Annotated in this window: 6 protein-coding genes; 1 reads left to right on the top strand and 5 read right to left on the bottom strand. The window is 56.8% G+C overall.

Annotation, left to right across the window (positions count from 1 at the left end; genetic code table 11):
- The first annotated feature begins 177 nt into the window (after positions 1-177).
- A complete protein-coding gene (locus H7A51_18790; GenBank protein ID MCP5538266.1) occupies positions 178-1,014 on the top strand; it encodes a PEP-CTERM sorting domain-containing protein in 837 nt (278 codons plus the stop codon).
- Positions 1,015-1,343: 329 nt separating this feature from the next.
- Here the strand turns inward: H7A51_18790 and H7A51_18785 are convergent, their stop codons facing one another.
- The 5 genes from H7A51_18785 to H7A51_18765 form a co-directional block, all read right to left on the bottom strand.
- Positions 1,344-3,755, bottom strand: coding sequence for a hypothetical protein (locus tag H7A51_18785; protein MCP5538265.1), 2,412 nt, complete (start codon positions 3,753-3,755; stop codon positions 1,344-1,346).
- A 34-nt stretch (positions 3,756-3,789) separates the two neighbouring features.
- A complete protein-coding gene (locus H7A51_18780; protein ID MCP5538264.1) occupies positions 3,790-5,259 on the bottom strand; it encodes an alpha-L-fucosidase in 1,470 nt (489 codons plus the stop codon).
- 38 nt (positions 5,260-5,297) lie between these two features.
- On the bottom strand, positions 5,298-8,246 hold the full coding sequence (locus tag H7A51_18775; GenBank protein MCP5538263.1) for a hypothetical protein: 2,949 nt from the start codon (positions 8,244-8,246) through the stop codon (positions 5,298-5,300).
- Between the two features lie 616 nt (positions 8,247-8,862).
- Complete coding sequence (locus H7A51_18770) at positions 8,863-11,880, bottom strand: sulfatase-like hydrolase/transferase (protein ID MCP5538262.1); 3,018 nt, start codon at positions 11,878-11,880, stop codon at positions 8,863-8,865.
- Positions 11,877-12,722, bottom strand: a complete 846-nt coding sequence (locus tag H7A51_18765) for a PEP-CTERM sorting domain-containing protein (GenBank protein MCP5538261.1) — start codon at positions 12,720-12,722, stop codon at positions 11,877-11,879. The genes H7A51_18770 and H7A51_18765 overlap by 4 nt, the downstream gene beginning before the upstream one ends.
- Positions 12,723-12,964 lie beyond the last annotated feature (242 nt).

Genomic DNA, 12,964 nt, shown 5'->3' with positions numbered 1-12,964 from the left:
ATAATGTATTCATCCTCATATGTGGACTTTCGCCAAAAAATTAACATTTTTTTTGCGAAAACAGCATCCACGTTCTGAGTTGTTTTGGAAGCTTTGGGCAGAAGCTAATTCATAACAAACTTCCATCGAATAAAATGACAAGCCTCCGGGCAAATAACCATACAACAAAAATCCGACATGATGATGAAACCAATCGACTACGCACTGATACTGACTACTGCGGTGGCCTCCCTGGGATCCGCCTCCGCAGCCACCTTGACTTACACGACCGGTCTGGACGTGTGGCTGGACTCCAGCGACATTGACGGCGCGGGGAACACCACCCTGACGGAAGGCGATAACATCGGCACCTGGACCAACAAGGGCACCACGGGAGCGAACAATGCGACCCGCAACGGAGGGACCGCCAGCTTCAGCACCACCAGCGGTGTTGGCGGTGGTGCCGGCGTCACCCTGAGCAACTCGCTCTTCCAGTTTGGTGGCGACTTCACGGATTCGACCTCGTACACCATGTATTTCATGGTGGAGCGCAGCGCCACTTCGGGAGCAGGAGGCACCCTGTTCAATGACTACGGACCGGGCAATTCACTGCTGATGGTGCGCACGGGCGATTCGGGCAGTGGAGCCAGGGATGCGGGAGGCGACCAGGACTATATCGCCAACGGGCCTAGCGTGGATGTTGATGACACCCTGCTTACCCTCAAGTTCACCCTGGACGGCAGCACCGGAGACATTACCTGGGGTCCCGTTGGTTCGACCACCAGCGCGACGATTGCCAACTACGACGGCACAGACTTTACCACCGACCATCCGACCACGCTGTTCGGCTTCTGGGACGGCAACAATAGCCACGATTTCAACGGCACCATTTCCCAAGTGCTGATCTATGACCACGTGCTCGATGCTGGCCAGCAGGCCCAGGTCGAGAGCTACCTAGCCAGCGTGCCGGAGCCATCATCCGCCGCGCTGCTCGGTCTTGGCGGTGTTGCCCTGCTGCTTCGGCGCAGGAAGTAAGCACCCTCCGGTGTAATAAAACCAGAGATCACGGAAGGGATTGGGTGCATGCGCCCAATCCCTTCTCATTGGCGGCGGCCCGGGCTGCCGGGGGTTGCCGGGCATGAAGGTCAGGAAACCTATTTGCCGATTTCGAGTTTGATGACAAAGGGGGCGGAAAAGTCTTTCTTGTGAAGTTTGAGCGGGAACTCATCACCTCATAGCGCTCGATACCGGCGGCGTGATAGGCATTGACGATGTCTTCTAACATGTCCTTTTTTTAGGGTGTGTTTTAAGAGTGTCGTGTTGGTTATATCGAGGTTTGGTTTGGGTGTTTCGTTAGGTGATCGCTATTGGTCGAGGGGTTCCTTTTTTCCGAGCAGGGAGTGCACTGCTGCGGCGCGGGACGCGGGGGTGACGGTGTAGTTCAGCTCGCCGTCCTTCACTTCGCCGGTGATGGTGGTGTTGAGTGGTCCGTGGACTTTGAATTTGAGACCCCATTCCTTCGGCCACGCGGGGCAGAGGTAGATCTGATCCTGGTCGTATTGAATGACCATCGCCTGCAGGGCGCAGAGCGCGACACCGCCGTTGTCCTGGTCCGGTGTCCAGTCGTAGTTCGACTTCCAGAACGTCGGCCAGAGGACGTAGGGTTGCTTGGCATTAAACCGGCGCACGACGCGGAGTTTTGCTTCCTCGGTGAGGCCGAGCCAGGCGGCCTGGATCGGGTCCTGACACCAGCCGATGTCTTGTTGGAAAATGCGGTCGAGATAGCTGCGGCGCGCGATGTCGTAGGCGTCTGGATCTTGCTCCCGCATGCCGATATGAAAATTCCGGTAGGGGAAGATGGTGTAGAGCTCCGGGTTTTCCTGGTTCCATGCCTTCTGGCGAACGACCTCGGCGGGGGCGATCAGCTTTTGGTCCGCCTGACTGACGCGTGCGGATTGGGAGAAATCCACCCAGTGGCCATACTTATCGAGCATGCTTTTCTTGAAGCCGTATTCAAGATGGGCTGGTTTCAGCGGGATCGGGGGAACGGATTTGAGCAAGCGCTGGTAGTAGGCGCGGCGTTCGCCTTTGACGATATCGAGACTGAGCAGGCTCTCTAAATTTTTCTTGAGGCCGGCGATATCTGGGCTGGGGTTGGTGCTTTTTTCGTAGGTCTCCAGTGAGTTGCAGTTGATGATCATCTGTCCCTCGGGGGATTTTTCGAAGAAGGCGTCGTAGAACTTGAGCACGCCGTCGGCAAAGGGCAGCAGGAATTTCTCGCCAAACTCGGGCTCGGGGGCAAAGCGGTAGCGGTCGACGGCGATGAGCAGCAGCTCGAGCGCGCTGCCGTGATAGTGCAGTCCCCAGGATATCTCAGAGAGTTCCTTGAAGGTTTTTGCGGTGGAGGCGCCGCGGGATGCGAGGGTCCCCCAGGGGGTCATCGATTCGTAGGTCGCCATGGCGCCGATTTCCTCACTGACGCCGTGGTGGGTGGCGATGTGTTTGAGCGCGGGTGTGATGCGTTTGATGTAATCAAACAGCGGGTCCATGGTGTCGAAGTCACCGCTGGTCAGCATCGGCCAGTAATTGAGTCGGGTGTTCTGAATGAAGACCTGCGAACCCCAGCGGCGGTAGTCGGCGCCAAAATCCTCCGCGCCGCCGAGCGGGGCGGTCTGTGCGTAATCGAAGGTGAAGATCGAGCCGTTGAAGCGGATCGGGTGGTTGCCGCGTCCTGCTGCCAGGGTGACGTAGCGCTGCAGGTTATAGTTCTGCGACACCTTCTCGGCGGCGCGCGAGCCGCGGACACTGAGGTAGGAATGGTCAAACTTGTCGCTCCACCATTTTTTGTGGGCACGGAGGCGGTCCTGGTAGGTGCCGCGCTGCTGCGCTGCGAGCCGGGTGACTTGATCCCGCCAGCTATCCAGGCTCGGCACCTTGGCACGAAACACGGTGATTGCGGCTGTTAGGTTTTTTTGCGGTGTCGGTGTGGTGAGTTCGGTGTCGGATTTTTTACTCAAGCCATCGGCACGCACATGGGCACCGAATGCAAATTGCGTCAGCGGATCGACCAGCTCCTGATCATTTTCATCGAGCCAGTTGACGCGGATGTTTTCTTTCCAGACGCTGGTTCTGTTATAGTGCGCCCAGGCGATGGCGGACGGCTGCTTCGCCAGAGGAACGATGTCATCCTTGTGGAAGGTGAGAGTTGCCTGACCATTCATATCCATGGCGTAGGCCTGGTTCGCTTCGCAGGCGGTCCAGGGGGAGATGTGGGTTTGCACCACCCGGTCCTCCTTGCGCATCTGCTCGTTGCTCAGGGTGAAAATTTCATCGTCCGTGCTTTGCACCCGCAGCATGACTTGCGGATGGTGGGCGTCCACCCAGAGTTCGACGGTGACAGTGCCGCCGTTTTTTTGGGTGGCATTCACCGAGTAGAGGCCATCGTGGGCGGTGAGTTTTTGCACCACCTGTCCGGGCGCAAATGGTTGGGAGTCGATGTGGAGCCGGAGTTTGCCGATCTTGAGGGTTTCCGAGTTTTCGCCCCATGCGTCTGATTTGCTGATATAGAAAAGCAGGTCGCCATTGGCTTCCGTCCAGACGTTGACGCCAATATCTCCGTTGCCGAGCGGCATGGATTGATTGGAGTCCTCGGCAAGCTGCGTGGTGGTGAATGTGGTATCGGCCAGCAGCTGTGCGGGGCGCGCGCTTGGGTTCTCTTCGGCCAGCAGCAAGCCAGTTGAAAACAAGAGGCCGCTGTAAATAAGTGGTTTAATCATGATGACCTGTTAGGGTGGAGGTGTGGGTGAGAACTTATTTAGCGATCTCAAGTTTGACGACAAAGGGGGCGGAAAAGTCTTTTTTGCGAAGTTCGAGCAGGAACTCATCGCTGTCATAGCGCTCGATGCCGAGGCTTTCGCCGGAGCCGAGGATTTTCGCCGAGCTGATGTTTTGTTTCACCGGGTTGTGTTTCTTTTCATCACCGGTCAGGTTGGACAACTGGACACGGAGTTTGCCCATGATCGGGATATTGCAAACGATCATGTAGGTCTCGTTGGTCTCGGTGTTGCGGGTGAAGTATCCCCAGTCTTGTTTTTTGAAGTCGACGCTGGAGCAGTGATGGATCGCCTCGCTGTTCACCGCCATCCACTTGGCAAGTTCGCCTGCGACCTTCACCTCCTCGGCGCGGAATGTGCCATCGGGTTTGGGGCCGAAATTGAGACGGAATCCGCCGCCATACGCGATGCTTTGCGCGAGTTGCTCGATGACTTCATTGGTCGATTTCACATGACTCAGAGTCCAGTCGGCGTGGTACCCCCACTGGTTTTCCGGCAGGGTGACACCGGCCTCCCAGTCGTAGGGGAAGTGGTCCGTGGCGAGCACCCTTTCGAGGAATTTAAAATCCGCCATGAGCTTGCCGTTCGAGTCGCTGTTCCGCGAGCCGTGCTCATCGACGCGCAGCCGGCAGTTGATCAGCAGGCCCGGCTTTTTCGCTTTCAGGTCGTGTTCAAGATCGTAAGAAAACTTGGCACAGGTCGTGGCGTAACTCTTGTTCCAGGTGCCGTCAAACCAGAAGCCTTTGATAAACGGGTATCGTTCCAACAACTCAAAACACTGGTTTCTGGTATATGCTTTAACGGTTTCAAAAGCCTCGTGGTCCTCTTTTGTTTTGAGTTCGTCCCTCCACCCGAGGTGATGCCAATCCAAGACGGAGTAATAAAGAATCACGTCGATGCCGGCATCGTCATAAGCCTTGATGATCTCTCCTAACAGGTCCTTTTTGTAAGGTGTGTTCTCGATATCGAAATCGGTGTATTTGCTTGGCCAGAGGCAAAAGCCATCGTGGTGTTTGGTGGTGATCATCAACGAACGCATGCCCATCGACTTGGCCATGGCGGCCCACTCTTTCGGCTTGAGATTGACGGGGTTGAACTGGTGCCGCAACTCGGCCCATTCTTCCCTCGGGACCTTGGCCTTTTTCGGCAGCCACTCCGCGGCGAAGGAATAGGTTTTACCCTTCCAGGTGCCGGCGGGGATGGCGTAGAGGCCATAATGAATAAATTGACCGACGCGGTTGTTCCGCCACCTGAGCATCGCCGGGTCCATTCTTTTTTCCTGATTGGCACCATACTTGAGTGGTATCACCGCCTGTTTTCCGGTAGCCTCCTTCTTCTGGGCAATCGGACCCGTGTCAGGCTCACCGAAACCTTTTTGGTTGGGGTCTGCATGCACTTGGCCGCAGGCTGTCATCAGGCAAAGCAGGGAAAGGATACGGGGCTTCATAAGGCGATGGTTGTTATTAGGGTTTCTGTTAGTCATGGTTATTTTGATGGTGAAAGTTTGATGGAGCTGGTCCTGGCCATATTGCAGATTACCTCCAGGTAAGTTAAGTCATTTTTGGCATCGTAGGTGATGATCGAGGCTGCCGTGGTGTCGGTCAGCCGCCAATCACCTTGCAGTTTGATGAGCACGGAGGTCCTGGCGTTTTTGTATTCCCATTTCAAGTCGGGTTCACAGAGATTGAGTTCAAGCGTGCCGCCCTCCATCTTGCTCAGAATGATGGAGGCGTGCGAGACGAACTTGATCTGCGGGTGGCTGATCGAGCCGGATTCAAAGACCGCCGCTCCGATGTATCCCGAGCTTTTGTCGTGTACAATGTGGGCGGTGCTGTCGTGCTGGATCACGTCATAGTCCAGAGCCTGGATGATTTTGTCAGTCCCGGTGAAACCCGGCTGAATGAGCACGCCGTAGTTGTATTTTTCACCTTTGATACGCCTGCCGTGATCGATCCAGCAGGTGGCAAACCCGCCTTTGTTAGGTTGCCCTGTGTTGTGGTCATGTGATTGTTGCAAACCCTGCCTGAGATGCACCTTGCCTTCCTTGATGACAAAGATATTTCCCCTGGTGTCCCGGGCAATGACAGCCTGCTGATCTCCGGGTGCGTAGGTCTTTGTTAGAGTGGGGTTGTTTTTGATTTCGGACCCGGCTAAAACGCGGGCACCCTCACCGTCCGCAAGCGCATTTTGAAACAGCGTGGTTTCGGCAGGGTAGTGGGCATTGCGGGAATGGATATCCGAGCCCAGGGCAATGACCCGGTTATCAAAGCAGAAGTAGGATTTTTTCGCCTTGAGCACAAACATGTCGTCGCGGATCTTCTGCGCAAAAACCCCGTGCCGACCATTGCTGACGGCGCCGGTGAAATTCTCGAGGCTGTGTTTATTGTGTCCGTGCGCGGTGCCTTGCAAAGCGATCAACTCATGCGGCATGTGGATGGCGGTGGTGCCGGGCAGGCGACTCCAGTCCCAGCCCTCCGCCTGGAAGCCGCTCGCCTTGTAGCCGTCCTTGAGCACGATCTCCATGGCTCCATGACTGAAAAACGCCCCGAAACGATTGGAGCCGGTCCCAGCCTCCGCATACCAAACCTCTTTATTGTATCCCTTGAATGACACCATCCACTGGTCTCTGCGCAGGATGGCATTGCCGGCATTGTTCAAGGCCCAGAATCCTTCCGGGGAATTTTCCGCCTTGAATCCTTCGGACTCCAGTTGCTGGATTTTTTCGCGGTCGTTTTTGAACAATCGGAGATAGGCCGCGGCCATCCCGGGATCGATGGCAGAAGATTGGTCAACGGGGCCCACCTTGGCCATGTTCCAAAACGCGGGTTCGAGCTGGCGCAGACTGATCCGACTGAACGGGTGCCTGCCGGTCGAGTGATTGGGCAGGTCGTAGGTGTTGCTATAGAGTCTTGTGGTGAGCAGCGCGCGTTTGATGTTGGCGTGGGCCTGCGGGCTGACCGCGTAGGGCGTCCCATCAAACAAGGCGACCAGGTCACTCGCATAATTTAAAGCACCCCAGGCGTAGTTCGGATAATGTGCAAAGTGGTGGAAGGCGGTGCCGTCATCCTTAAAACCACCCTCATGATTGTTGTGGTTCTGGGCTAATCGCATTGAAAACGATTGCGCGAAGAATTTTAATAAGGTCGCGCGGTCATCCGGTTTCTCCTCCATCAGAATCGCCATCATCTGCTCATGGAGATAGGTGTGAAAATAGTCCAGGCTCGATGTGTGCTCGCCTTTCGGGAGCATGAGAACCTCCCGGGCATTGGTGAGCCACTGCATCAACTCGGCGGCCTCTTGACGGAGACCGTTTTTTTCAAAAATGGGCAAGGTGAGATACATACACGCCGAGTAGGGTTTCACATTATACCCGGTGTTGTGGAGGCTGCCGCGCGCGTGGCCACTGACCCAGCCTTGCTCCTTCATCAGCTTGTAGAGAGCGAGGACAAATTTCTCAAACTGCAACTTGTCCTCTGCGGATTCGGTTTCCGTGTATTGCACAGCCAGCGGGAGTAAATTCCAGAAGATGTTCTGGACGCCAATGGTTTCACGGGTGTGGGATTCCTTGAGCTCTTTGGGGAAGAACCCAAGCTCCCGCCGAAAGATGATGTAGGAGCCCTGGAGGTTCCCTTTTTCATCATAGCTGAAGCCGAATTTCCCGATGAGTTTTTGGATCGATTCACTGAGGGAGGATCGGTTTTTTTTGCGGTATTTATCGAGGATGCGTTGCTTGAACGCGGCATCTAACTGCTCGCAAAGATCGCGCTGCCCGGCAGTGGCATTTTGTGATGGGATCTTGAGCCGAATCATATCCAGGTGTCTGCGTTGCGCACCCGGGCCACGGTGTTCATCTTCACCGTCCACCATGAATGGCGTGTATTGATCCGCCATCGGGATCGCCTGATAGACCTGCATGGACGGAATCATTGTGGAGAAATAAAAGGCACCCGAGCCCGAGTCGGGGGCGTGGATTTCATAGTAGTCAATCGGCAGTTGCGCGTGCTGCTGCATATCCGTGTAACGCACCGTCGCAGTTCGCCAGCCGGTGAAGTTCGTTTGATACTCAAAGGAATAGACGAGCTGCGGAGCCTTTCCTTCAGCACTTTTTGAAAAAAACTGAAAGCTCAGCGATTTGTTGTTAGGACGGGTATTATAGAGGTAAAACTTAAACGCAGGGGCATAAACATGGCCTAGTTCTGCTCTGTTGAAGCTGGTATCGACCGAATAGGCAAAGGTCAACCGGTCACCGGCTTGCCAGTCCCATAGGAGGCTTTTTTTACCGAAGATCTGTTTGTCCCGACTCATTTTCGGCGCGCCACGACTGGCCGTGATTGTCTTGCCCATGCCGGTGGTGAAATCGATTGCCTTTTCAGGCGGCAAGGCTCGGACACAGCACGGTAAACAGAGTAGAATGGTAAACAGTAATTTCATCATTTTTTTAATGAGCCTCTCCAAGGGGATTTTCTCAGAAGGGAACGGGATCGTGGGATTCTTGTCATTTGGCTGTCCGTCATACAACTTTCAAAACGGTCGCCTGTCCATATATGGATCACTTGAGCCGACAGATCCAGGCCGATGAGATCGGTGCCTGAACAAAAGTCGGACGAATGTCTCAAGGTGGAGGAATCGTGGCGTCTACATCACGTAAAAGGTCTGTCCCATTATGCGCCCTGGTCCCATTATGCGAGTCCCTGCGGATCACGTTGAGTGGCAAGTAGACGGGTTGGGTGATGACAGGTGGGCGGGAGTGTGCCTGGAGCCATGCTTGTGTGAGTGCCGTCTGGGATTGGCGCTTGATGCGGATCATAAGTTCCATACCCGGCGTGCAAAGGGAATTATTTCCAGCGGCTGTTTCGAGTTACGCCATGGAAGGCATGGCTTGCATTTCCAGCCGCATGCTTTGAACCCGCTGTTTGTGTTGCAGTTTCACTTTCAGCATCTGCCCGCTTTGATTCATTCCTGCTCTGGCAAGTGTCCCTGGTGCATGAGTCAAATGACCGACAGGTGACGTCACCATCAGTCACCTGCCTGGTCCGGTGGAAAGTGATGCTCAGGGGGTGTAGCCATCGACTGCGGGTCCTCCTATCTGCAATCGGAAAAGCTGCGTGGTTGGGGAGTCTTCACCGCTGGGATGGACCGCGTGGCCGATGGTGGAGGTTCCGTCTCCATGATCGTAGTCCGTTACTGGCTCACTATCGACGTAATCGTTCCAGAGCAGGGCGTTTTCACTTTTCAACAGTTTAAACCAGATGTCCGGAGTCGGCCCGGAGACACGGCGGTATTTCACTCTCAATGCGCCGGTTTCCCGCTCGATGCGGAAGTTGAGCCGCTCGAAACGGTCGAATCGATTGGGGTCCGATTCTCCGGGGGAGATGATGCCGTCACCGTTGTTGTCTTCATCGGCATCAGGGACTCCGTCGTAGTCCACGTCTTGTGCGGGTGGTGGACCGGGTGGGATGGTCTTGATTTCTTCGCCGGTGGCTTTCCATGTCGGGTGCTGGGCGCCGACCTCCTGAAGTTTCCTAGTCATCTTGCGGGCCAGGATAGCCAGTTTTTCCGGGTGCGTGGCTGCCAGGTTGGTGGTCTCGCTGATGTCGGTGGAGAGATCGTAGAGCTCCCAGGTGTTGTTTTCGATGAAATGGATGATCTTGAAATCTCCATAGGTGAACCCTGTCTGGTGCGGGACACCGGCGTCGGGTCGCCAGTTGGGCTGGTGCCAGAGGAAGGATGCCGGTCTGGACAACTCGGGTGTATTGGCGAACCATGGTGATATATCGTCGCCGTCGAGCCCTTCCGGGGGTGTGCCACCGGCCATGGAGACAAGTGTGGGGAAGAAATCCAACTGGCTGATGAAGCGTGCGTCCTTACGGTTGCCGGCGACCGGATGAGCCTGTTGGACAGGGTTGGCGTTGTCAGGAGTGACCCATGACACGAGGGTGGGCACCCGGTGTCCCCCTTCGTAAGTCCATACTTTGCCGAGTCGAAGCGGCCAGTTGTGGGTGGAGCCACCGTAGGGGCTTGGGCCGCGGGGGGATTTGGAAACACCGCCGTTGTCCGTGGAGAAGACGATGATCGTCTCGCGGTCGACGCCCAGCTCGGTGACCTTGGTCATCAGATCCCCCAGGCTCTTGTCCATGCCCTCGATCAGAGTGGCGTAAGCCCGTTCAGTTGAGTTGCTGATATAATGATCGCTATCACTGGAGTCGTTGTAGTGCGCGGTGAAGCGGGAGTCCGCCTGAATCGGCGCGTGAATCGCGTAGTGGGACATGTAGAGGAAGAACGGCTCGGCGTTGCGGACGGCGGCCTCGATCTGCTTGTTCGCCTCGAGGGTGAGTGCCTCGGTCAGAAAAATATTCTGGCCGTGGTATTCCCCGAGATCGGGCACCTGGTATTCACCCGAGCCGAATTTGACGTTGCCGTAATAGCTGCCCGGTTGGCCCTTGTCATGTCCTCCGATTTTCACATCGTACCCTGCGCTGTAGATGGAGGCGGCATTGCCGAGGTGCCACTTACCGACTTGCACGGTGTGGTATCCGAGGGCGTTGAGGGATCTCGCGAGGGTCGGGCGGTCCTGGATCGGTAGTGGGTCCCAGACGGGAGCGTTGACGGTGGGGGAATTTTGCGAGCCGTTGAAGGTATAGTGGCTGCGGGCGGGTAGCAGACCCGACATCAACGCGTAGCGGGAAGGGCCGCAGAGGGCGGCGCAGGCGTGGGCGTTGGTAAGAACCACGCCGTTGGATGCGAGGGTCTCCATGGACGGGGTGATGTAACGGCGGTTGAAAATGGTCTCCTTGTCCCAGAACGGCACCGAGGTGTCTTGCCAGCCCATGTCGTCGACGTAGAACAGGATGATGTTCGGTCGGCGGTCGGCCGTTTTTCCAATGACCCTGACGCCGCTTTCCGCTTTCGAGCTTCCGCTTCCGTAAGTTGCGGTGAGTGTGTAGTGTGTGGTTTGTGTTGGCGTGACTGTTAGGCTGCCGCTGCCGCCGCTTGTCTGCGGGGTGACGTCGCCGATACCTGGTTCAATGGAAACCGAGGTCGCATTTCCGACCTGCCAGCTGAGTGTGCAGGGTTGGCCGGCGTCGATGCGCGTCTGATCAACGGAAAAGGTGATGTCCACCGGCACGTCCAGGTTCGCCGCCGACGAACCTTCCGCATTGGTGACGGTCAGTGTGTAACGAACGGGGCCGGGCGGAGTCACCTCGACGCTGCCTGATCCGTTGATTGTTTGGCTGGTCACGTCTCCCACCCCGGGGGTGATGGTTACCGTGGTGGCTTCCTTGACGGTCCAGTTAAGTGTGCAGGATTCACCCGCGGTGATCCGTGCTGGATCGACGGTAAATGAGGTCACGTAGGGGTGGCCTTCCGGTACCGGTGTGGCCACGATGTTCTCATAGCAGCGCAGCGCGGAGGTGTCGATCTGGCTGCTCCCCACGGTACCTGCGGCACCGGCGCTGCCGAAGTCCTCGCGCAAGGGGGTGACGCCCGAGGGCCCCTGACGGAACGCGCCTGTGATTTCCGGGCTCCAGTCGGTGATGGGACCACCGGTGACGCTGCCGATCAGTTTGCCGTCGATAAACAGGCTCAAGGTGGAGGCTGTGGCATCCGTATCGAGCGAGACCACCCAGGTGCGCGAAATGTTCAGGTCGTCGCCGGTGGTGGGTTTGTAGCTGAGAGCCGCAGTGCCGCCGCTGCCGTCGCCGCCGAGTTGCGTGGCTCCGGATTCCGCCTGCAGGTAGAAGGTGTCATCGGAGTCCTTCCAGAACAGGCTGAGGCCACTGCTGTCCCCGTTGCCGAGGGAGAAGATGAAGTCACGGGCATCGTTGGGTGAGAGAGCCTTCAGGCTCATTTCCCAGGCGATGGTGATGTCGGCGGTGGTGTCGAGCACATCATCGCCGTCGATGGTGCCCTGCTCGGTGTCGGCGAATTGCGTGGCGGCGATCTCGCCGTAGGCGACCCTGCTGTATTGCGGGGTCAAGGTGCCGAGTTGTTGTATCGCCACCTCGCCTGCGGCCGCCATTGTGGTGACAGCGGCCAGCAGGCTCATGGATAGACAACCCGGCTTCATTGGGTGGCGGTGTTTTTCCCGCGGGATGCCGCAGACCGGCGTCTGGCTGTTATCAGCAGTAAAGCGCCGCCCATCAGCATGGCGGATGACGAAGGCTCGGGCACGGTAACGAAGGTGTCCTCATAGAAGCGGAGTTCGGAAGAACCGATTTGTCCACCTCCTGTGATCCCGGCTGCACCCGCGTTGCCGAAGTCCTCGCGCAAAGGGGTGACGCCCGCAGCGCCTTGGCGGAAAGCGCCAGCGACTTCCGGGCTCCAGTCGGTGATGGGGCCGCCGGTGACACTGCCGATCAGGTTACCGTCGATAAACAGGTTCAAGGTCGAGGCCGTGGCATCCGTATCGAGTGAAACCACCCAGGAACGCGAAATGTTCAGGTCATTGACTGAAGTGGGCGTGTAGCTGAGAGCTGCCGTGCCGCCGCTGCCGTTGCCGCCGAGCTTCGTGCTTCCGGATTCCGCCTGCACAAAGAAGGTGTCATCGGTGTCTCTCCAGAACAGGCTGAGGCCACTGCTGCCGCCGTTGCCAACGGTGAAGATGTAGTCACGGGCATCGTTGGGCGAAAGCGATTTCAGGCTCATTTCCCAGGCGATGGTGATGTCGGCGGTGGTGTCGAGCACGCTGTCGCCGTCGATGGTGCCCTGCTCGGAGTCGGCGAATTGTGTGGCGGCGATCTCACCGTAGGCTGCCCTGGTGAGTTCCGGGGTCAGGGAACCTAGGGAGCCGACCGATACAGTTGCGGCGTTACCCGCGGCGGTGAGTCCAAGCACTGCAAACAGGGTGACAGGGAGTGATTGCTTGCGTGGGCCGCGGCTCGTTGGTTTTGGTTTGTATGGTGGTGTCATTGAGTTGTTTTTCAGTTAATGCGGTTTGGTCAGGTGGATTTTGGGGCTGATCTGTTCCAGATGTTTCTCAGGGAGGGGTATCAACATGAGGTTTAAACAAGACGGTTGCTGCCCGGAATCAGAACGCGAATCCCCGATTCGCAAAAAAAATCAAAATTTATGACGTGCCAGCCCACACGGGCAACCAGCCGGAACATGCATGAAGATTTCGGCCGAGGCGTAGCAAAGATCCAACGTCCTAA

This window comes from Akkermansiaceae bacterium (genome assembly GCA_024233115.1).
In the GTDB taxonomy this organism is placed as follows: Bacteria; Verrucomicrobiota; Verrucomicrobiia; order Verrucomicrobiales; family Akkermansiaceae; genus Oceaniferula.
Note: the sequence above shows the minus strand (reverse complement) of the source record. Positions and strands in the feature narration are given on the sequence as shown.

Excerpts from the sequence above, each read along its gene's own strand:
- H7A51_18790 (MCP5538266.1), top strand. The coding sequence starts at position 178 with ATGATGATGAAACCAATCGACTACGCACTGATACTGACTACTGCGGTG.
- H7A51_18780 (MCP5538264.1), bottom strand. The coding sequence starts at position 5,259 with ATGAAGCCCCGTATCCTTTCCCTGCTTTGCCTGATGACAGCCTGCGGC.
- H7A51_18765 (MCP5538261.1), bottom strand. The coding sequence starts at position 12,722 with ATGACACCACCATACAAACCAAAACCAACGAGCCGCGGCCCACGCAAG.
- H7A51_18785 (MCP5538265.1), bottom strand. The coding sequence starts at position 3,755 with ATGATTAAACCACTTATTTACAGCGGCCTCTTGTTTTCAACTGGCTTG.
- H7A51_18770 (MCP5538262.1), bottom strand. The coding sequence starts at position 11,880 with ATGAAGCCGGGTTGTCTATCCATGAGCCTGCTGGCCGCTGTCACCACA.
- H7A51_18775 (MCP5538263.1), bottom strand. The coding sequence starts at position 8,246 with ATGATGAAATTACTGTTTACCATTCTACTCTGTTTACCGTGCTGTGTC.